At 41.9% G+C, this 23,371-nt stretch carries 9 protein-coding genes; 7 read left to right on the forward strand and 2 right to left on the reverse strand.

The features are described 5' to 3' along the window. Positions 1 to 66: 66 nt before the first annotated feature. From J4N25_RS23520 to J4N25_RS23530, 3 genes are all read left to right on the forward strand, one after another. Positions 67 to 3,309 carry a TonB-dependent receptor gene (locus tag J4N25_RS23520; protein WP_242696004.1) on the forward strand — a complete coding sequence of 1,081 codons (3,243 nt, stop codon included), beginning with the start codon at positions 67 to 69 and terminating at the stop codon, positions 3,307 to 3,309. Between the two features lie 18 nt (positions 3,310 to 3,327). After that, the gene (locus tag J4N25_RS23525) at positions 3,328 to 4,977 is read left to right on the forward strand and encodes a RagB/SusD family nutrient uptake outer membrane protein (protein WP_207424340.1); all 1,650 of its coding nucleotides are present in this window, start codon (positions 3,328 to 3,330) and stop codon (positions 4,975 to 4,977) included. Between the two features lie 366 nt (positions 4,978 to 5,343). Further along, entirely contained in the window at positions 5,344 to 9,711 is a 4,368-nt protein-coding gene (locus tag J4N25_RS23530; RefSeq protein WP_207424341.1) for a hybrid sensor histidine kinase/response regulator transcription factor, read from the forward strand. 28 nt (positions 9,712 to 9,739) lie between these two features. Here the strand turns inward: J4N25_RS23530 and J4N25_RS23535 are convergent, their stop codons facing one another. Then, on the reverse strand, positions 9,740 to 11,446 hold the full coding sequence (locus J4N25_RS23535; RefSeq protein WP_207424342.1) for a RagB/SusD family nutrient uptake outer membrane protein: 1,707 nt from the start codon (positions 11,444 to 11,446) through the stop codon (positions 9,740 to 9,742). An 8-nt stretch (positions 11,447 to 11,454) separates the two neighbouring features. Next, a complete protein-coding gene (locus tag J4N25_RS23540) occupies positions 11,455 to 14,592 on the reverse strand; it encodes a SusC/RagA family TonB-linked outer membrane protein (RefSeq protein WP_207424343.1) in 3,138 nt (1,045 codons plus the stop codon). A 638-nt stretch (positions 14,593 to 15,230) separates the two neighbouring features. Here J4N25_RS23540 and J4N25_RS23545 point away from each other — a divergent pair. The 4 genes from J4N25_RS23545 (at position 15,231) to J4N25_RS23560 (ending at position 23,362) form a co-directional block, all read left to right on the forward strand. Further along, positions 15,231 to 17,708 carry a glycoside hydrolase family 95 protein gene (locus J4N25_RS23545; RefSeq protein ID WP_207424344.1) on the forward strand — a complete coding sequence of 826 codons (2,478 nt, stop codon included), beginning with the start codon at positions 15,231 to 15,233 and terminating at the stop codon, positions 17,706 to 17,708. Between the two features lie 369 nt (positions 17,709 to 18,077). Beyond that, entirely contained in the window at positions 18,078 to 18,638 is a 561-nt protein-coding gene (locus tag J4N25_RS23550) for an RNA polymerase sigma factor (RefSeq protein ID WP_369410878.1), read from the forward strand. A gap of 147 nt (positions 18,639 to 18,785) precedes the next feature. Further along, positions 18,786 to 19,754 carry a FecR family protein gene (locus J4N25_RS23555; protein WP_207424345.1) on the forward strand — a complete coding sequence of 323 codons (969 nt, stop codon included), beginning with the start codon at positions 18,786 to 18,788 and terminating at the stop codon, positions 19,752 to 19,754. Positions 19,755 to 19,915: 161 nt separating this feature from the next. Beyond that, positions 19,916 to 23,362 (forward strand): SusC/RagA family TonB-linked outer membrane protein, encoded by a 3,447-nt coding sequence (locus J4N25_RS23560; RefSeq protein WP_207424346.1) that lies wholly within the window; start codon positions 19,916 to 19,918, stop codon positions 23,360 to 23,362. Positions 23,363 to 23,371: the final 9 nt, after the last annotated feature.

Raw genomic sequence — 23,371 nt, forward strand, 5'->3', positions numbered from 1 at the left:
AAAAAATACAATTCTTTTCACCCGTTTTCATACTATTTCTGTCTAGGGAGAAAAATAACCAATTGTATGAAGAATCTCACACCAGGCAAAGGTTCGGTTCTTGCCTTTGCATTTTTAATGCTATTTATGAACACGCTGTTTGGTTATACGCAGAACAATGTTTCTATAACTAAAAGCAGTACAACAATCTCACAGGTCTTTAAAGAGATCAAAAAGCAAACAGGCTTAACGGTATTTTACAGTAATACCTTATTGAACGACAAAGAAGAGGTGAAAGTCAACTTTGTTAAAGCAAGCCTGGAGGAGGTTATGAACTACCTCCTGAAAGGCAAAAATGTTAGCTGGAATATAAAGGACCAGTACATCGTGATTCAGAAGAACCAGCCTAGAACAACTACGACAGTTGAAGAGGCTGAACAACGTGAAAACATCACAGGAACAGTTACCGACGAAAAAGGAGTGTCGCTACCTGGTGTAAATGTGAAAGTAAAGGGAACAAATACTGTAGCAATAACAGATGCGAATGGACGGTTCTCTATTGTTGTTCCTAATACCAGCTCCGTTCTAGTTTTTACCTATATAGGTTTCTCAACTTTGGAAAGGACTGTTGGAAATCAAAAGACACTAAAGATCACTTTAAAAGAAACCTCTACTGGCCTAAATGAGGTAGTAGTAGTAGGATATGGAACTGTAAGGAAACGCGATCTTACCGGTTCGGTTGCTTCAGTTAAGGGAGCAGAGATTGCCGAGGTTCCATCTGCGAGTATCATAGAATCTATTCAGGGTAAAGTACCGGGAGTAGATATTACCAGAAGTAGCGGGTCTGCCTCTTCCGGCGTAAATATTACGGTTCGTGGTAATCGCTCTATCAGCGCGACAAATGGTCCATTGTTCATTGTTGACGGGGTTCAGTATTCGGAGATTCAGGATATTAATCCAAATGACATCGAGTCTATGGATATCCTTAAAGATGCCTCCTCAACAGCTATCTATGGTTCCAGAGGAGCAAACGGGGTTATTATCATCACCACAAAGAAAGGAACTACCGGAAAAGCAACAGTTTCATTTAATCCTTATGCGGGTATTTCACAAGTTGCCAGGTATCCTAACGTCATGAATATGGAGCAATGGACTGCCTTAAGGAGGGAAGCTTACCGAACAAATGGTGTGACTGATGATACAAAAGCTTTTAATAGTGCAGAACTGACTGCAATTGCTAATAACCAGTTTCTTAATTATCAGGATCTATTGATCCATAATGGTACACAACAGGATTATCAGTTAGGTGTGAATGCAGGCACTGAAAATACTAAAGTTTATTTTTCACTGGATTATTTACGTGAGAAAGGGATCTTTAAACAGGACTGGTCTAATCGGTATGCTGGAAGATTAAATATTGATCAAAAAATCGGAAAGTTTTTCAAAGCAGGGATGCAGGCACAGCTCACTCGTTATGAACAAAGTATCCGCCGAGATCCTTTAAATCAGGCAAATAAGATCAATCCTTTAGGTACCGTTTATGATGATCAGGGAAATTTCATCGTTTATCCTTTAAGTGGTTCTGCGGTTAGCCCTCTGGCTGATGAACAACCCGACGTTTACACTAACCGTAACTTGCTTACAAGAGTGCTGACGAATGCTTTTATCGAGGTAAATCCGGCGAAAGGTTTAACAGCACGGTCTACACTTGGGTCAACTATCCTTAACAATCGTGGTGGAACTTATGCTTCACGTACTTCTATCGATCGGAACGGTTCTGCTCCTTTAGCAACATATACCGCAGGAAACGGATTTTTAATAAACCTTGAAAATGTTGTTAACTATCAGAAAACCATTAATAAGCATTCCCTGACGCTGACTGGTGTGAATAGCTTTTTATGGAATAGGGCGGATACCATAAGAGCACAGGGGGAAAATCAGCTATCGAAGAGCCAACTTTTTTATGCACTGGAAAATGCCACCCAGAATATAGGGGTTAATACTGATTATGGCATGTCTAATCTTGTTTCCTTCGCCGGAAGAGTAAACTATAGTTTCGATGGAAAATACCTCTTCACTTTTACTGGTAGAACTGACGGTTCTTCAATCCTTGCAAAGGGTAATAAATGGGCATTTTTTCCCTCAGCCGCTTTTGCCTGGAGAGTGAAGGATGAGCCTTTTCTTAAAAATGTATCCGCGATTGACGATCTGAAGTTACGTGTAAGTTATGGTAAGGCAGGTAACTATTCTGTGCTTCCCTATTCTACCACCAGTACATTGGTGAAGGTTGCTTTCGGTTGGGATGAAGCTTCAGCACCCGGGTACACAGTAAACAGACGGGTAGGAAACGACCAGCTTGGATGGGAAATTACAGCTACAACAAATCTTGGATTAGATATCTCAGTTCTTAAAAACAAGCTATCTGCCACTCTTGATTACTATGATAGCAAGACATCTGACCTACTGCTTCCACGAGGATTGCCACCAAGTACCGGCGTTAATCAGGTGATACAGAATATCGGAAAAACCAGGAACAGAGGTATAGAATTAAGCGCAACTTCAAACAATATCAAGAAAACCAATTTCAGCTGGACTTCCACCTTATCGTTCACACGCAATAAAGAGGAAATAACAGAGCTCTTTTCCGGAGTAACTGCAGATATAGGAAATGGCTGGTTTGTTGGTTCTCCGATAAGGGTGTTTTATGATTATGAGAAGTTAGGGATCTGGCAGTTGGGAGAGGAAACTGAGGCAGCAAAGTTCGGTCAAAAACCAGGAGATATTAAGGTGAGGGATCTTAATAATGATGGGAAAATTGATGATACAAATGACCGGACGATCGTCGGAAGCCAGCGTCCAAGATGGTTTGGAGGGTTGGATAATAGCATCAAGTACAAAAACTTTGATTTCAACGTTTACATTTTTGCTCGTATAGGTCAAATGATTGATCCCGATTTTCTTCGCCGTTACGATCCTCAGGGCTTGGGTCAGAGTTCGGGGATTATTAATTATTGGACACCTGAGAACCCTTCGAACCTTTATCCTAGGCCGAACTCCGGCCTTTCTCTTGCTAGTATGCGTTTTTCCAGTACTATCGGTTATGTAGATGGGTCATTTTTAAGGGTAAGAAATCTTTCATTAGGATATACGTTGCCAAAATCCTTGTTCAATAAAAGCTTCGTCAACAACTTCAGGGTTTATGCAACCGGAAAGAACTTGTTTACCTGGACGAAATCTGACAGATTAAAGGATTATGATCCGGAAAGGGGAGGTTCTGAAAATTTCCCAATGACCAAATTATACGTGTTCGGTATCAATGCTACTTTCTAATCCCAAATCAATAATAAGATGAATACATATATTAAAAAATCACTATATATTTTGTTAGGGGCTCTCACTCTAACTTCGTGCAAAGAAACTCTGGAAGAGTACAACCCCGGTGGATTAACTGCAGAAAATGTTTATACAACTCCTGAAGGTTTTGAAACCCTTGTTAACGCGGCCTACTCCTATCAGAGATGGTGGTATGGTAAGGAAGAAGCAATTAGTATTTCAGAAATGGGAACAGACTTATGGATGAGCGGAGCAGGCGACGTTTATCCGGATCTAACTAAATACGTCAATCTTCAGGGAACTAATGGTGCCTTAAGGATAGAATGGCAAGCTTTATATGGAGGAGTGAATGTTTGTAATGCAGGCCTTAAACGGATCGATAATGCCAATCTAACTACAGCCTTACGCCCCATTCGCGAAGCTGAGCTGCGATTCTTAAGGGCTTTTTATCTATGGCATATTGTGGAAACCTGGGGTGGCGTGCATTTATCTTTAGAAGAAACGTTTGGAATTGTTACTGTTGCCAATAAAACTCCGGTAGAAACTTTCTATAACCAAATTATTTCAGATCTCGAATTCGCTGTCAAAAACCTTCCACCGAGTTCAACGGATTTTGGCAGGGTTACTAAACCTGCTGCTCAGTCTTTTTTAGCTCGAGTTTATCTCTTTAACGGCAAGAATGCTGAAGCGAATAATAATGCAAGAGCTGTCATAAACGGCAATTATGGGTTTCAACTGCTACCTAACTTCGCAGATCTATGGAAGATGAGTAACCTTAAGAACAAGGAAGTGGTATATACTGTAAATTACTCTTCAAATCTTGCCCTTAACGACGTGACTAATGAAATTTCAAACCCTTATGGTCACAGTAGAGGTAGTAATAGTGCTCATATGTTATTTACAATGAAGTATGACACAGAGACAGGAATGACGAGAGATATTGTTAATGGCAGGCCTTTCAACAGATACATGCCTACCCGGTTCCTTCTCGATCTTTACTCTGATAATGATGCCAGGTATGAGGGCTCTTTCCAGGAAGTATGGTATGCAAATAATACAGATGTTTTAAAAAGAAGACCGAACCAGAAAGTAGGAGATACTGCTATTCTTGCAACAAGAAAAGTAATTACAAACGCATCGGCCCGGAATTACCAGGTATACGACCGGAATTTTATTTACAATACAAATGGCACGGTAAAAGATCAGTTAAGGTATCCGTCTTTGTCTAAATTCCTTGATCCGACCCGGCCTTCTTTTAATGAGGCTCAAAGTGCAAGGGATGCTTTCGTAATTCGGTTTGCCGAGTTGTACCTGATTGCAGCAGAAGCGCAATTGAAATTAGGAAGAGCTGACTCTGCTGCTTATTACATCAACTTCGTGCGCTCCAGGGCTGCGAAGCCAGGAAAAGTTGCCGAAATGCAAATCAGTGCACCCGATGTAACACTCGATTTTATTCTGGATGAACGGGCAAGGGAATTTGCTGGAGAGCAGATCAGGTGGTATGATTTGAAGAGGACTGGGAAGCTGTTGGAGCGCGTACAGAAATACAATCCAGACGTGGCTCCTAATATTCAACCATACCATACCGTGCGACCTATTCCAAGAACCCAATTAGATGCGGTGACTAACAAGAACGAGTTTACTCAAAATCAGGGTTATCAATAAAAAATAAAATAATCAGTTCATACAGAAACCAAAAAGGGAAGCCGCCTCAAAAGAATCTGAGGGGGCTTCCTTTTGCTTATAAGGTAGGCTTGATTTTACTAATGATTTTAATATATTCTTTTCAAATAGAATGAAGAGGCTCGAAGATATTGCCTTAGTGCAGGAGGGAGACGAATGTATGTTGCATTGAATTTCGAAATATTTAAACTTCTTCCCTGCCGGTAGTAAAGGAGGAAGCTCAATGTAGGAAAAGCCGCAGCAGGTAGTTAAGTGCTTGAATTCAGGAAATCTAGTTATTTTTATGCTAACAGTTGGGACCTGGATAATTTTTACCAGTTAAATAGCCTAAATAGGGCCTGCATCTATATGAAGAGGAAAATATTCGATAAGTTATGTTATTGTATTATTGCGCTATGTTTTGTTGCAGGAAAAGTTGTAGCCCAAATGAAGTGCCGGATCGAACATTATTCGACCGAAGACGGGCTTTCACATGATGCTATTACAAGGATACTCAAAGACAAAGAGGGATTCATGTGGTTTGGCACATGGAATGGTATTAACCGTTTTGATGGCCATAATTTTGTTACTTTTAAATCGTTTCCAGGCGACAACGCAGAGCTTCAGAATGCACGAATTGATGTAATAGTCGAAGATAATAAAAAGCATTTGTGGCTGCGCGGATCGGATAAGCAGATTTATCGATTTGATAAATCCACCGAGCGTTTTCTGAATGTATCAAAAATTATAAATGCAGCCGCAAAAAAGCATATTGCCTTTCATAACATAGTTGTGCTCAGCGATGGAACACTTTTGCTCCAAACCGTAAGTGGAGAAGTATTCCATGTTCCGGATACACGATTAAAAGCTGCTACAAAATTTGTCCGGTTTGCAAGTGGGGGAACAGAAGAAAAACCGGTAGACATAAAATTCCTCACCGAGGGGCAGGACAGGTCCATCTGGATGGGTTCTTCTGCTGGTTTGTTCTGCTACTTGAAGCAGCAAAATGGCAAGTATAAGAAAGTTAAAAAGTTTAACAAGCTGCTGAAAGATAATTGCTGTACTGCGTATTCCGAGGACGACAATTATATTTATATAGGTACATCGGAGGGCCAGCTTTTGGTGTATCACAAATACAATCAAAAGTCCTGGATAAACAAGATTTCGGCAGGCAGGGTAGCGAACCTCTGTATTTCAAAGAAGGACCGTTCGCTGTTTGTATCAACAGGATCAGGCGAATTAATTGTTATGAGACAGGGGCGGCTTGCTGCACGTTACAACCTAAAGCAAGCTCTTTATTCTATATATGAGGATTTGACGGGGCATCTCTGGATCGAACCTGAAAAAGCAGGTGTGATAAGACTGAATCCTTCAAATGGTGTGTATGAACAATTTGCCCAGGCAATAGATAAGGGAATTATTAAAAGTGGTAGTGATTATAGGGTTTTCGAAGACAATGGGGGAATTGTCTGGGTTAACTTGAAAGGAGGCGGTTTTGGATATTTTAATCGAACAACTGGTAAATTAGACTATTTTTATAATAAGCCAAGCGACCCCAACCGTAGGTTCTCCAATACGGTTTACGATCTATACTATGATAAAGCCGGAGTCTTATGGCTTACTACAGAAGACCGCGGCATTTTTAAGGTCGTTTTTCAACCTAACTCTTTTGACCATAAATTACTTGATTCTACTGCCAGTTTTGCCTCTGATAACGATATCCGCGGAATTTTGTACGACAAACAGAAACGGCTATGGTTGGGGGTGAAAAACGGGAAGCTTTATATTCTTAAGGATAATAAGGTTGTTCCCAACTTGTTTTTAAATTCACCGCAGAATGGATTGGGTGCGGTTTACGCTATTATGGAAGACCATAATAGAAATGTCTGGCTGGGTACAAAGGCTAAGGGACTATGGAAGGCTACCCCGGTTGATGGCAGTGCTGGAAGATACAATTTAACCAACTTCACCTTAGACTCCAGTAAGGTAAATAACATTAATAGCAATCAGATCTATAGCGTGATCCAGGATAGGCAGAAGAGGATTTGGATAGGATCGTTTGATCGGGGGCTAAGTTTAGTATCGCAAGAGGGCGATAAAGTAAAATTTTTACACACCGGGCCTTATTTTAAGCACTATCCTAAATCGCTTTTCAACAAAGTGAGGCACCTGGCGCTCGACGGGAATGGCAGGATTTGGATCGGAACAACCGGTGGACTGTTAGTATTAGATCCTGCCCGGGGGTATCGGTATAAAAGTTATACAAAGTTGCCAAACAACAGGCAAAGTATAGGTAATAATGATATACAGTATATCTATCGGGATGCAAAAAATAGAATGTGGCTATGTACCTCAGGAGGAGGTCTGAATTTAGCGATAGGCCAGGATCCGATGAAATCTTTGTCTTTCAAACATTTCACGATAAGGGATGGACTTCCCAGTGATTATCTCCTGAGTTGTGCGGAGGATAAGGCAGGAGGTTTGTGGCTAGCTACCCAAAATGGATTGAGTCGCTTCGATATGAGCCGTTTAACGTCCAGGAATTTTGACTCGTATGATGGGTTGCCGCGAGTCCGGTTCTCTGAAGCTTCCTGCGTAAAATTGCAAAGCGGTAATTTTATTTTTGGTACAGCCAAAGGCTTAATATCATTCGACCCCGATGATGTTTTGAAGCGGAAAATTCCGGCAAATATTGCCTTTACCAATTTACAGATCAATAACCTGGATGTATTGCCTTCAGTTTCTCACATTCTTAGCCGAAGTATAAACTATACCGAGAAATTGGTATTGAAATTTAGTGACAACATAATCAGTATTGACTACGCTACCCTAGACTATCGTTCGCGGAATAAGCAATCATTTTTGTACCGGTTGAAGGGGTTCGATACTACCTGGCATAACGATCAGGGCCTTAAACGTATTACCTATACTAATTTACCCTCTGGCGACTATGTATTGGAGTTTAAAAGCTTAAACGGGGAAATGCCCCTGCGAACTCCAATAAAGAGTATCGAGATAATCATACTTCCACCTCCGTGGAGAACCTGGTGGGCTTATATATTTTATTTTATTGTGCTGTCGGTCATCTTCGAAATAGTACGAAGAACTGCTTTAGCGATGCTGAAGTTACGCAATAAGGTCGTTGTAGAACAGCAGCTGGCTGAGTTGAAACTTAATTTCTTTGCCAAGGTTTCTCATGAACTCCGGACTCCACTTACTTTGATACTAAATCCTGTGGAGGAAGTTTTTCGAACAGAGAGGTTATCGCATCAAGGAGTAGCAAATATTGATTTCGTAAGGAAAAATGCTAACAGGATGCTGAAGTTTGTTAATCAATTATTAGATTTTCGAAAGCTTCAGAGTGGGAATGACCAACTGCACGTCTCCAAAGTTGAGATCGTTCAATTTATTCGAGAGATAAGTGATTATTTTAGTGAAACGATCAAGCGTAAACATATAGCTTTTGACCTTCAATTCTCTGAGGAACCATTGTTAGCCTGGGTTGATGCAGGTAAGCTGGACGTAGTAATTTATAATCTCTTATCTAATGCTCTAAAATATACGCCAGTGGGAGAATCCATTTCTGTCGCTGTAAAATCGAAGGGTGATTCATTTACCATAGAAGTAAGCGACCGGGGGCCAGGGGTTGATGAGGCTAAACTGGCAAAGATCTTTGAACTGTATTATCAGGCCGAAGAATCAGTGGAAGCAGAGGGAGGTGGTACCGGAATCGGGTTGGCTTATGCTAAGGAAATAGTTGAAGCGCATAACGGGACTATTTCAGCAAATAATAATTCAGACCGGGGCTTAACAGTTGTGGTGTCTTTAAAACTGGGAAAGGCCCATTTTGATTCGAAAAAAGTGACATTCACAGACCATGAAAAAGCTACGTTTATTTCACATAGTTCATCTGCTATGTTAGATAATGATAAAACATACAAGCATCTCAAACCTTTTGATAAAGATCAGGAGCTGGTGCTTTTGGTTGAAGACAACAAGGACCTTCGGGAATTTTTAAAGCAGCAATTGACGGAGCTTTACCGGGTTGAAGTAGCGTCGGATGGCCAGGAAGGCTTCGAGAAGGCACTGCAACTACAGCCAGACCTGATCTTGAGCGACATTATGATGCCTGGAATGGATGGAATTGAAATGCTTGATCAGTTAAAAAACAATGAGATTACCAGTCACATCCCCGTAATTTTGCTGACAGCTAAATTTTCGATCGAAAGTCAGATTCAGGGACTTCAGTATGGGGCGGATTACTATATACCGAAGCCATTTAATAATGCTTTTCTTTTAACTGCAATAGAAAACCTTATTAAACAAAGAAAGAGGATCTTCCAATCTTTGAAAGACAATAACAAACCTATTCAATTACATCGAGGTGCAAGAACCATTACGGAAAAGGATGAAGCCTTCATGAAAAAAGTTATAGCGGTTGTAAATAACGATATGAACAATCCTGAATTTAATATTGATACGGTGGCAGAAACTCTTGGAATGGCCCGATCCACCTTTTATAAAAAGCTTAAAAGCTTAACAGACCTTGCTCCTATAGAGCTTGTAAAGGACCTTCGCCTGCAGCGTGGAAAGGAATTATTGGATGCGGGTGAAAATAACATCTCAACTGTTGCCTACTCAGTCGGCTTTAATAACCCGAAATACTTTGGAACCTGCTTTAAAGAAAAATACGGCATTACTCCTTCAGCTTATATAAAAAAAGAAAAGACCGCTTAACGCGGCCTTCTCTTTTCTAAACTTTATCTTAATCCCACAAGGGGCTTTGCGTTACTGCACCTTTATTGATCTCACTACGTGGAATCGGAATATAATAAAATCGATCATTCCATGTAGGCCTGTCAATCAATACTTTTGGTATATACACCAGTGAGTTATCCGGCTTTTTATAAATATCGACGCCTTTGATGTCTATTGATTCCACCTGAGGAGCGATCTTCCAGCGACGTACATCAAAAAAGCGGTGCCCTTCAAATGCCAATTCGATCCTTCGCTCATGCCGGATCCGGTCACGAAGTGCAGTACCGGTAATAGTGGTTGGAAGATCGGGTAAACCTGCGCGTTTGCGGATCTTGTTTACATACTCCCGGGCAACATTGTCTTGGCCAAGTTCAGACATTGCTTCTGCATAGTTCAGATAGATCTCTCCCAATCTGAAGAAGATCCACGGCTGCGAATAGCCTCCGTTTGAGCGGCTGATTGGTAAAGTTCGGTCTATAAACTTCTTAAGGCTGTACCCTGTTCGTGAGTTGTCACCATTCCGTTTATAGTTATCAGCTCCTCTGGCGCTCGGACCGATGAGGATAGGATTTCCACTTGCATCGAAGCCGGAGACAGATTCGGATACATCATATGCTGCAGGAAACGCCCCTCTGGCTTCGGGACGGAATATATCCCCCTGGTAGATCACTGTCTGATAAAATCTCGGATCGCGATTTGCATAGGGATTATTAGGGTTATAATTAGACGCCGGATTAATTGCACCATTAGCGAGGTATGGCAATTCACCGTTAATCATTTCATAATCATCTACCAAATTCTGAGAAGGAGCATTACGTCCGCCGAAGCCGCCCCACCCACCATAGGTATTGTTGGTATTAGTAAATGTTACCAGGTGGCCGGTGGTATTATTAAACGTCCTTACAAAGATCTGCTCAGCATTTGTGCTTAGGAAAGAAGTCCCATAATCGGCAGGCAGCTGATAAGCGTTCAAGTCAATAATTACTTTAGCAGCATCAGCCGCTTTTTGCCATTTTGCCTGATCGTTGGTGGGATTTTGAAGAGGACTAGCAGCATATAAGTAAACACGGGATTTTAAGGCCATGGCTGCGTGTTTAGTGGCTCTTCCAAAGGCGGCATCTCCAGGATTGTATTTAGTTGGCAAGTCTGGTATAGCCGCATCCAGATCGGCAGTTAGGTAAGTGACAACTTCATCATACGGTTTCTTTGTAAAAGTTACCTTATCGGTAAGGTCGTAGGTGTCTTCCACCACAGGCACTGATCCATACCTCCAAATTAGATTGGCATAAATAAACGCACGGACAAATTTAACTTCTGCTGTCAGTTGTTTTTTTCGTGCTTCGGTAACAGGGGAGTTTCCAACCTCAGCCAGGAATATATTCGCACGGCGGATGAATTGATAGGCACGAGTGTAATAATCTATCCAGTTACTAGCCTGACCATAATTGCTGATATTATCTGGATTCCAGGTTCCCAAAAGCCAGGTGTCATCGCCATAGGCCTCATCTGTATATTTCGACCACATGTGGGTTTCGAATCCGTGTGGTATTGCCTGGTACATGCCATTTACATAAAGTTCAACAAGGTTAGCATCGCTCCAGGCTATCTCTGAAACAAACCTGTCTGTGGGAGTTATATCGAGGTAGTCTTTGTTACAACCAGCAGTCAGCAATGCCCCTGCCAGAATTGCATTGAAGAATTTTCTTTTCATCATCTTATTATTTAGAATGAAACATTTACTCCGAGATTGAACACTCGCAGTTGAGGATAGTAATTTGCATCGGTACGGGTCGAGTTTGGATCATTTCCATCTGCACGGCCTTCAGGATCCAGAAAATCGATTTTGCTGAGCGTAAAGACGTTAAATGCATTTGTATAAACGCGCATATCTTTTAATCCGATCCGGTTAACTACTTTCTTTGGAAGAGTATAGCCAATTTCAACAGTCTTCAGGCGTAAAAACGAGGCGCTGTACTGATTAAATTCGCTGAATTGATTAAAGTTACCGCCCGATCCCGGCATAGTTCCATTAATGTTGTCGGGAGTCCATCGATTCTCCGCCCGGAACACAGCACTGTTACTTGCTCCTCCCAGTCCCGTGATGCCAGGGAAATAAAGAGCTCGTGCTTGTCCCTGGAAAAATAAAGATATATCCAGTTTGCGGTAAGACAACCCCAGATCAAGGCCGTACACAACTTCAGGAGTAGAGGAAAGATTTGTGCGGTACATATCATTCGCATTGATAACTCCGTCGTTATTTTTATCCACATACTTCAAGTCGCCAGGTCTGGCATTTGCCAGGTGTACAGAGGCATCGATTTCTGCCTGATCCCGGTATATTCCATCTGTTGCGTAGATCAGCACTCCACCAATTGGCCTGCCCGTCTGGTTTTGATACTCATACGCCAGGGGCACCTCGTCGAAATAGATGATTTTGTTACGCGCAAAAGAGATATTGCCTCGTATATTATAGTTGATATTGTGGGTTTTGTTGGAATGGGAAAGCACTAATTCAAATCCGCGGTTACGCACTTTTCCGATATTTTCAGGAGGTAATCCGGGAAATCCATATAAACCGGAAATACTCACCTGACGGGTTGCCAATATATTACTGCGATTCTGATTGAACATGTCAAACTCAATACCCAATAAGCCCTTCCATAAGGTTGCATCAAGACCGATGTTGCTTGTTTTTAAGACTTCCCAGGTATAATTAGGATTGGCTAACACTCCTGGATTTAAACCAAGTGCATCAGTACCGCCAAAATTGTAAGACGTGCCTAAAGAGTAGGTGTTTAAGTATGAATAAGGCTGGGATACGTTGTCGTTGCCCAATTCACCGTAAGATGCCCTCAATTTCAGATTATCGATAACTGATATTTTTTTAAGGAATGGCTCTTCAGAGACTCGCCATCCAAGTGAAGCGCCGGGAAAGAAACCGTAACGTTTGTTTTCGGGGAAGACGGGTGATCCATCGTAACGGAATAGGAATTCTGCGAGATATTTACTTTTGTAATTATAATTGGCACGGCCGAAATAATTATCTCTCCGGTTACGGTTAGATGAGCCTGCCGTGCTCTGATCTGCCAAACTTGAGCTTCCAAAATTGATATCAGGCAAAACAGTTGTAGGGAAGTTCCTTCTGAACGCCATCATGTCGTTGCCCTTTGTTTCGGCACGCTCCAGACCTAGCAACAGGCCAACAGTGTGCAATTTGAAGGATTTCTCATAATTAGCACGCAGGTTGTAGGTGGTTACAAAGCTCCTGCTGAACTGATCCCTTACGGTAGGATTTGCGATAACTGTAGATCGAAGCCTGTCGTAGGTTTGCGTATTGGCGTTGTATTGCCAGTAGAAATAAGGTGTTTCGAAGGTCTTGTTGAAATTATGGGTAAAGTCATAACTATAACTCCCGGTAAAAGATAGACCTTTCACGAACGGCACCTTATAATCTGCTACTAGTGTACTCTGCACAGGCAGACTTTCCTGTCTCAAATAACCAACCTGGTCTCTCAATAGAGGGTTTTCCGTAAACCTTCCAGCCGCAATCAATCCGTTCGGATAACGCGCATGGATAGTTGGTTCTGCACTCAGGATATTGACAAAGTTTACCCATGTTCCGGTTGATGGGTACATTCTCTTCTCAAGTCGTCCAGCAAGATTCAGTGAAACTTTTAAATTTTTCGCTATGGTGGCGTCAACATTTGTACGAAGGTTATACTGGCCGTAGTCGGTAGGATTGTTTCTAAAATGCCCGTCCTGATTCTGCAAACCCATGGAAACAAAGTATCGTACGTCTTCATTTCCACCATCCACAGATATATTGGCTTTATTTTGAAGGGACCATGGTTTTAATGTTTCATCTACCCAATCTGTGTTCGGGTGGGTGAGTGGGCTTGAGCCATCCCGGAATTTCTGTATATCTTCATCGGTATAAGTCAACCTGGCTGCTCCATTTCTGCGGTCAGCCTCATTCCGCACCTCGGCATAAGTAGCGGCATCAAGCACATCCAGAACTCGTGTTGGCTGACTGAAGCCCTGGTTATAACTAAAATTAAATGTCGGCTTTCCAACGGCTCCCCGTTTCGTTTTTACTAATATAACACCGTTGGCGGCTCTCGCGCCGTAAATGGCGGCAGAGGCATCCTTCAAAACTGTTATGCTTTCAATTTCAGAGGCATCTATTCGTCCTAAACCCTCTGTTGGCCTGATAACACCGTCAATCACTAACAATGGTTGAGTATTTCCGAAGGTACTTCTTCCCCGGATGAGGATCTGGGCATCGTCGCGACCGGGTTCACCTGTAGCGTTGTTGGCAACAACTCCTGGAAGACGTCCTTGTATGGAGTTGGTAATGTTAGGCATAGGGCTTTTTTGAATAGTTTTCCCTGATACATTTGCTACAGATCCTGTGAGTGTTTCCTTCTTTTGCTCTCCATATCCAACAACTACAACTTCATTAAGGCTTGAGCGATCAGGGGCCATTCGGATCTCGACAGACGTGCGCCCATTTAACGGGTATTCAATCGTTTTATAGCCTATAAAGGAAACAACTAAAATTGAACTTCCCTCATTAACGGATAGGGAAAAATTTCCATTTGCGTCTGTAACGGCACCTGTACTTGCTCCTTTTACCCGGATGCTAACCCCCGGCAAGGGACTTCCGTCTTCATCCAGAATCCGGCCTTTAATATCTATTTTTGCCGATCTTAAAGCGACCACGCGGTCAGCACTATTCAATAAAATCGTCCTTACCTCGCTCTCTGCGAATGCTTCATGGTTTAATAAACATGGTATAATAACGCAACACTGCGCATACCATGATCTTTTCAGGAATGTTTGCAGGAAATGTGCTTTCATAATATTGGTTCTAATTATCTGGTTATAAATAAGTCGTTCGCGGGCAGAATGCTAACGTTGGCGTAGATTTTTAATCTCGTTTTTTAAGAGGTATCCATGGTAAAGATTTTGATTTGGTTAGTTCTTTAATTATCGGTTTATAATTGCCCTGTCCTTTGTTGTTCCTATGCCTGCACAGCAATTAACAGAACACACATTGAGCTTTCATCAGAAAGCTTTTTTGCTTGCAATTAGCTTTTCAAAGCTCGTTGCTGCCAATAAAAACAGAGTAAAATTTTTGATAAAAGAGGTCGAGGAATTGGTATTTTAGTTAAAATTGGGGCAATAGAAGTTATTTTACCAAAATTTATACTATTTAACTCAATTTTTTTACCAGTTTGTTTTGCGTCGGGATTAGCTTTGTTCGCCGAATTTAAATAGAAAAAAGTGCTATTTCAGTTTCGAGTACCCTCAAGCAGTTTGTGAAACGCTAGTAGGTAAGTTAAAGAACAAAACTACCGTAAAACCTAAAATGAGAAAGTCTCATTTGAAATAGAACTAATAATTATAAACCCATTTTGAGGTGAACCTTAAATCCTGGGCTATTAGACTTTTTTAACAGGTTTGGGAAACCATAGAATAACGAGAAACTTAATAAAATGAAAAGAAGCACACGCTCGCTACTACTTTCACTACTTGCTTTACTTACTATCCGATCTTTTGCACAAAAGGCAGATGGGAAATTAAGCTTATGGTATGATAAACCAGCTTCGAACTGGAACGAAGCCCTTCCAATTGGAAATGGTCGCCTTGCAGCAATGGTATTTGGTGGTCTTAATGATGACCGTTTACAGCTAAACGAAGAAACTATCTGGGCTGGAGAGCCGGGAAATAACATTCCCCAGAATGTCTACGAATCAATCCAGCAAATGAGAAAGTTGATCTTTGAGGGAAAATATAAAGAAGCCCAGGATCTCTCTAATCAAACTTTTCCGAGACAAGCACCTGCAAACCTGAATTATGGAATGCAGTATCAGACTGCGGGTAACTTGTTTTTACGGTTTAAGGGGCAGGAGCAGGCGACCAACTACCGGCGCGACCTGGATATAGGCAAGGCGGTGTCAAGTGTTTCATACAACAATAATGGAGTGAACTTTAGAAGGGAATATATTGCTTCCATTCCAGACAAAGTTATGTTAGTTCGCCTTACAGCAGATAAAACCAACAGCATTTCCTTCACAGTTGGAATGAATAGTCCTTTTAAGGAATACCAGGTTCAGACCCAGAACGGAAAACTGCTTTTGTCGGGGCTTTCCAGCTCTGTTGACAACAAGAAAGGTAAAGTACGCTACCAGGTTCAGGTGCAGCCACAGGCTGATGGTGGAAAAGTACTATTTACCGATAGTACCATCCAGGTTTCGAATGCTAATGCCGTAACCCTTTATATTTCCATCGGAACAAATTATATCAATTACAAAGACATCAGCGGTAATGAAGTAGAAAAGGCTGCGAGCTATCTAAATGCCGCAGTTAAGAAGAAATATGAGCAGATTAAGACAGCTCATATCGCCTCTTATAAAAGGTATTTCGACAGGGTTAGCCTGAATCTTGGAACTACTGATGCCATTAAGAAACCTACTAACCTTCGGATTGCCGATTTCGCTACCGGTAACGATCCGGCATTAACATCCTTGTATTTCCAGTTCGGAAGGTATTTGTTAATCTCCAGTTCATTGCCTGGCTCTAATCCTGCCAACCTCCAGGGGAAATGGAATGATAAGTTAAACCCGGCCTGGGATAGCAAATACACCATAAACATTAATACGGAAATGAACTACTGGCCAGCAGAGGTCACCGCTTTGTCTGAAATGCACCAGCCTTTATTTGAAATGCTTAAAGACCTTTCAGTAACCGGCAAAGAAAGTGCATCTCAAATGTATCATGCTCGTGGATGGAATGTACATCATAATACAGATGCATGGCGCATTACAGGCCCAGTAGATGGAGGATTTTATGGAATGTGGCCGATGGGAGGAGCATGGTTAAGTCAGCACCTATGGCAGCACTATTTATATACCGGGGATAAGACCTTCTTAAAAGAGTACTACCCTATTTTAAAAGGTGCTGCGCTATTCTTTGTGGATGTATTGCAGGAGGAACCGACGAAAAAATGGCTGGTTGTATCTCCATCAATGTCTCCGGAAAATACTTATCAAAGCGGAGTAGGTGTAAGCGCCGGAACAACGATGGATAATCAACTCGTATTTGATGTGTTTTCAAATGTTATCCGCTCCTCCGCTATTCTTGGAACAGACAAACCCTTCGCAGATACTATTCAGACTCTTATTAAACGATTGCCACCTATGCAAGTGGGACGATTCGGACAACTGCAGGAATGGTTACAGGATTGGGATAAAGAGAACGACCGGCACCGTCACGTTTCGCATCTTTATGGATTGTTCCCAAGTGCCCAGATATCACCTTATAATACTCCGGAGCTATTTGAGGCCGCAAGAAATACTCTGGTAAGCCGCGGAGATAAATCTACGGGTTGGTCTATGGGATGGAAAGTGAACCTTTGGGCAAGGTTACTGGACGGAAACCGGGCCTACAAGCTAATTCAGGATCAGCTTAACCCTGCTCCGACTGAAACCACTGGTCAGAATGGCGGAACTTACCCTAACCTATTCGATGCACACCCTCCATTTCAAATAGACGGAAACTTTGGATGTACCTCGGGCATTGCAGAAATGCTCCTTCAATCACATGATGGTGCTATCCATTTGCTTCCAGCGATCCCTGACCAGTGGAAAAAAGGTAGCGTGAAGGGATTGGTAGCGAGGGGTGGATTTGTTGTAGATATGGATTGGGATAATGGTAAGATATTAAACTTAAAAATCACTTCTAAGCTTGGTGGAAATTGCAGGTTAAGAGTTCCCAGTGCGATTAAGGCAAACGGAACAATATCTCTTAGGTCAGCGACAGGAAAAAATACAAATCCTTTTTACGAGGTCGCCAGCATTCCAAAACCTATAATTTCTAATGTTGCACGGCTTGAAGGCATTCAGGAAAAGAAGGAATTAATTTATGATCTAAGTACCTCTCCTGGAAAAGCATATACATTTACGGCTAAATAAAAGATAAGTGCGCTGCTGGTGCACCCATCCGGCAGCTTTTTGATTATATCAGGTGAGCCTCAACTTGTTTGAGGCTCATTTTGTGATCCCCAAATCACCGGATTTCCTACCTTGTCATAGCCTACCTTACCAACCAGAGATAACTTCCAGGTGCCTCTTCTCATTGTGAAATGAAAATTATCAGGCTAAAAATTATTCCTATCATGGAGTAATAAGCCTGTAACTTAGAAATGGATATCGATGAAAGACGGACGAGAGTTGGAGTTAATGGAAATGTTAAAACGATTGCAGAAATAGTGCATCCTAGTGTAACAAACTTGTTCATTCGATAATAAAAACTTAACTTCGGATAACCGCAGGAGGTAGGGTGTGATTTACAGAGATTCTTCAGATTCAGAACTTATTTCTTTATTAAATAATGGAGACCGGGATGCTTTCAGTGAGATATATTCTCGGCACTGGGCCTCTATGTACAGGTCTGCCAATAATGTTCTGAGAGAAGATGAATCTGCAATGGATGTTGTTCAGGACGTTTTTTTATGGATCTGGAACAATAAAGGGTCTCTTAAGATTGAAACCCTCAGGTCCTATTTACTAAGCTCCGTAAAGTATAAGGTCGCTAATCAGATCCGTAAAGGCAAAGCCAGGGAACGCTTTTTATCTTTTATAGAGGAAACTGAATTGACAGAAGATCCGGTAACAGACTGGGTTGAAGTAAAGGAATTACGCCGTGTAATTCAAAACTGTGTAGACTCCCTTCCTGAAAGATGGAAAGAAGTGTATGAATTGAGCAGGAATGAGCATTTATCTAACAGGGAAATTGCTGATCGGTTAGGTATTTCAGAAAAAACTGTAGAAAAACATATTACATCTTCCTTGAAACGTATAAAGATTTCGGTTTCTCAGTTTATTTTTAGTCTTATTATGTAGTTTTTCCTATTTTTTTAGTTGGTGTTGCGAGTTTTGTAGAAAAAAAATGAGAAAAATGTGAAAAGTCGGTAGGGTTGGGTTCGATTTGTGTGCCTTACCTATATAGAAGGCAAAGAAGAGCAACATGTTCAGAGCCTCCGACTAAAAATGAAAAGGGAAGAGTTTAAAAAAATAGCAGACAAAGTATATCTTGGTATTGCAAGCGATGAAGAGCTCGCTTCTTATAACTTCTATTATAATTTGTACCAGGCGCAGCAAGCACCTGATGCGATCGTTGATACTGTAATAGGTGATACTATTTACACACGGTTAAGCAGTCAGTTAGATCAGGAGGAACGAAAGGTTCGTCAATTTAAGTTACGGCAGATCTATTTCCAGGTGGCTTCAGCTGCTGCAGTCCTTATAATGGTATCCTATTTTGCCTTCCAGTACCGTTTTCAACAATCTTCGGTAAAACCAGTGGAAATTGCCGCTCGCACCGCCTCAAGCGAAAACTACCTTGTACAGCTCCCGGACGGTAGTACCGTGATCCTGAGTAATGGAAGTACGCTTAAGTATGCTCCCACGCTTGCAGATGATACTTCAAGAGATGTGTACCTGACAGGGAAAGGTTTCTTTGATATTAAACATGATGCTTCAAAGCCTTTCATAGTTCATACAGGCGAAGTGAAAACCCGGGTTTTGGGAACTGCCTTTGACGTGAACTCACCGAATGCAGGGAAAGATGTGTTTGTCCGGGTGATCAGGGGAAAAGTTGAAGTTTCCACAGGATTATCTTTATTGGGAACCCTTACACCGGGAAAGCAGATTGCCTATAACGTTAAACAGAAGCGGGCAATTATGAGCTCGATAGATGCCGAAAGAGCAACAGAATGGAAAGAAGAAGACCTTGTTTTTAATGATATGAGTTTTGAAGACGCCTCCAGACTACTCGAGGTCCGGTTTGGCGTAACCATAAAGATTGCTGACGAAGAACTGGCTGAGCGCCGATTCACCACTACTCTTTATGAGAAACAGAGTTTAGAAGAATTTTTATCCCTGATCTGTGACTTTAATCAGGCTAGCTTTAAGGTCCTGCCAGGCGGAAAAGATGTATTAATTGAATCCTCAAATTAATTTAGATGGCAGAAAGCAAACCCACATAATAAGAAAAGCCTGCATCAGCAAACATATTGGCCGTATGGTTACTGCTGCAGACCCTCCGGCGATTCCAGATCGCCCCGTTTTTTCATGTAAATCTCCGTTAGAGAAATTTTCACACCAAAACATTCAAATATATGAATTTAACTGCTATTGCAGCAAGTTGCAGGATTCCTATTGTCCTGCCGGAACGTAATTGTCTTTTACTCTTCATGCGAGTTACATTATTCACCATATTATCGATGGCATTTTCACTTCAGATGCTGGTTGCTTCTTCGGTTCAAGGTCAAAGTATCCAAACCACAGTGATACAGCTTGAACTGAAGAATGAAAGTTTGACTTCAGCTTTGCAACGGATCGAAAAGCAAACGACCTTCAGGTTTCTTTATCGGAAAGATGATGTAGGAATTATTAAAGGCCTGACTATGCCTAGAACAACTGGTTCTGTTGAAGTTGTTCTCAACAAATTGTTAAAGGGGACCAGCCTCGGTTTTAGGCAGGTGAACAAGCATATCGTAATTTCATCAGGACGGATTAGTGCACAGGAAGAAGCAAATAATTCGGTAGTACAAGCACTTTCAGACCCTTTTGCAATAAATGGAAGAATAGTTGATGAAAAGGACGAGCCATTTCCGGGAGCAACTGTATGGGTAAAAGGTACCCGTACAGGTGCTGTTGCTAACAGTAAAGGTTACTTCACCGTAACTGTACCTGATTCTTCCGCTTTGCTCGAATTCCGGTTTATTGGCTACGTAACTCTGGAGGTTTCCGTAAAAAGTGGGGCCTACAGGTTAGTGAAAATGCAGCCGGAGAAGAAAATGCTGGGGGAGGTTACGATCAGTACGGGTATGTTCGATCGTAAAGCTGGCTCATTTACCGGTGCTGTTTCAACTTTTTCAGGCGCTGATCTTAAGGTTATAACCAATCAAAACGTATTACAAGGCCTTGCCATTCTTGATCCATCGTTTCAGATCATCGAGAACAACGACTTAGGTTCTGATCCCAATCGCTTACCTGTAATTCAGTTAAGAGGTCAAACCGGGTTCAGTAATCTCAGTACGGATTATTCAAATGTTCCCAATCAACCTTTGTTTATCCTTGATGGCTTTGAAACAACGCTGCAAAAGGTATACGACCTTAATATCAATATGGTAAAGAGCATTACTATATTGAAAGACGCATCCGCGAAAGCTATTTACGGGGCAAAGGCAGGAAATGGGGTTGTGGTAATTGAAACTGTGACGCCGCAAGCCGGCGCGTTGAGGATCTCTTATAATGTAAGTACAAATATAACCGCGCCCGACCTTAGTAGTTATAGACTTACTAATAGTACCGAGAAGGTTGAGGCCGAGTATCTGGCGGGCAAATACGCTTCCGCGATTCCTGATGTCCAGTCAACATTGATCAGAAGCTATGCCACAAACCTTAAAGCTGCACTTGACGGAGTAGATACCTACTGGCTGTCGAAACCTTTACAAAATGGGGTAGGCCAGCGCCACAGTGTTTTTCTCGAGGGTGGAGATGACGCCATGCGTTATTCCGCCAACCTTAATTACAACAACCTGAAAGGGGTAATGAAGGGCTCCGACAGAGAAACACTTTCCGGTACGGTGAATCTGCAATATCGATTGCGAAAATTTTCATTCAGGAATAACCTGATGATCGATCGTAACAGGGCAGAGAATTCGCCCTATGGCAGCTTTTCGGAATATACCCGGATGAATCCTTATTGGAGGATATTTGACGAGACTGGAGCGCTTATTCCCACCTATACATCATTCAGTAACCAAATTTATAATCCCTTATATAACGCTTCCTTAAATAGTATCAATGGTGATAGATATACGATGATCACTGAAAATTTCTACACTGACTACAATCCTGTAAAGGATCTTCGTTTAACTGCACGTGTAGGAATCACCAGTCAGAACAATGAAGCCAGCCTTTTCTACCCAGCCACCCATACCCGGTTTATGGGGATATCCCCAACTTCTGCAGAGTATCTGAACCGGGGAGAATTTACCAGGACAAATGGTAAGTTAAATACGTACAGTACCGACCTGCTTGCTGCGTATAACCTTCAATTTGGCAAGAATCAGTTATTGCTGAATGCTGGGTTTTCGGCTAACGAAAGTAAAACAGAAAGTACGGCCTTTACGATGGTAGGTTTTCCCAACGACAATATTGTGGACATAGCCTACGGAAATAGTTACAAACCCAATACAAAGGCCAATGGTGTCGAAAATACAAGCCGGTCTGTAGGTATAACTTCTGCGCTTAATTATGCCTACGATAACCGTTACCTGGCTGATTTAACCTACCGTACAAATGCGAGTTCACAATTTGGCACCAACCAGCGCTGGGGAGATTTCTGGTCGGCGGGCCTTGGTTGGAACCTACAAAATGAATCCTTTATAAAAAATTTGAAATTCATCAACCTGTTGAAAGTACGGGGAAGTGCAGGTAGTACCGGCACCCTTGGTTTTAGTTCTTACCAATCCATGGCTACCTATCAATATATCACCAACCAGAATTACAACGGGGATATGGGTTTTACTTTGATGGGCCTGGCTAATCCGGATTTGAGGTGGCAAAAGGTTATGGATTATAATATCGGGACAGATGCTACATTCTTCAATCGCTTAAGCCTGAGGTTCGACTACTTTATCAAAGATACAAAAGGACTTCTCACAGACCAGATCATTGCTCCCTCTGCTGGTTTTTCAAACTATAAGGAGAATATCGGAGAGGTGCGGAACAAAGGGTATCAGGTTTCTGCCAACATGCGGGTATTCGCTGGAAAATATTCATCTTTTAACGTTTTTGTGAATGGACAGCATGCTACCAACCGTATTCGTAATGTGTCGAACTCCATACTTGCGTTAAATAATTCAAATGATAATCTAACTCAAAGGCCAGGTGAAACCCTGGAACAAAACCGGGCAAGAAGACAGCGAGTTTATTCACGCTATGTCCCCGGACAGTCAATGAACGCAATTTGGGCGGTACCTTCTTTAGGGATTGATCCTACAAATGGTAAAGAGATCTTCACTAAGAAAGATGGATCGCTCACGTATGTATGGTCAGCTGATGATTATGTAGTGGCCGGGGATAACAACCCTGATTTTATCGGAACCTTCGGAACTAATTTTCGCTTCGGCAATTTTACCGGTAACCTCACCATGGGCTATCGCCTGGGCGGCCAGACCTACAACTCAACCCTGGTGCAGAAAGTAGAAAATGCCGATTTCAATTATAATGTCGATATAAGGGCATTGGAAGAAAGATGGAAAACACCAGGGCAGGTAAGTCTTTACAAGGATATTGCAGACATAAGCTCTACACAACCCACCACCCGTTTTGTTCAAGATCTCGATGAGTTGATCGTTTCTGCGATAGGCTTTGGCTATACATTCAATAATCCTCTCAGTAAGCTAAAGATCTCAAAGAGCGACCGCCGTTCAAATCTTACAGCTTCCATGAATCTGAATGATCTTGCCCGGTTCTCCACCGTTAAGACTGAGCGAGGTGTTGATTATCCCTTCGCCCGCACTATTTCTTTCTCATTACAAGCATCCTTTTAATCATACGAA

This window comes from Desertivirga brevis (assembly GCF_017355835.1).

Coding starts and splice junctions, on each gene's coding strand:
- J4N25_RS23520 (WP_242696004.1), top strand. CDS start 67: ATGAAGAATCTCACACCAGGCAAAGGTTCGGTTCTTGCCTTTGCATTT.
- J4N25_RS23525 (WP_207424340.1), top strand. CDS start 3,328: ATGAATACATATATTAAAAAATCACTATATATTTTGTTAGGGGCTCTC.
- J4N25_RS23530 (WP_207424341.1), top strand. CDS start 5,344: ATGAAGAGGAAAATATTCGATAAGTTATGTTATTGTATTATTGCGCTA.
- J4N25_RS23535 (WP_207424342.1), bottom strand. CDS start 11,446: ATGATGAAAAGAAAATTCTTCAATGCAATTCTGGCAGGGGCATTGCTG.
- J4N25_RS23540 (WP_207424343.1), bottom strand. CDS start 14,592: ATGAAAGCACATTTCCTGCAAACATTCCTGAAAAGATCATGGTATGCG.
- J4N25_RS23545 (WP_207424344.1), top strand. CDS start 15,231: ATGAAAAGAAGCACACGCTCGCTACTACTTTCACTACTTGCTTTACTT.
- J4N25_RS23555 (WP_207424345.1), top strand. CDS start 18,786: ATGAAAAGGGAAGAGTTTAAAAAAATAGCAGACAAAGTATATCTTGGT.
- J4N25_RS23560 (WP_207424346.1), top strand. CDS start 19,916: ATGAATTTAACTGCTATTGCAGCAAGTTGCAGGATTCCTATTGTCCTG.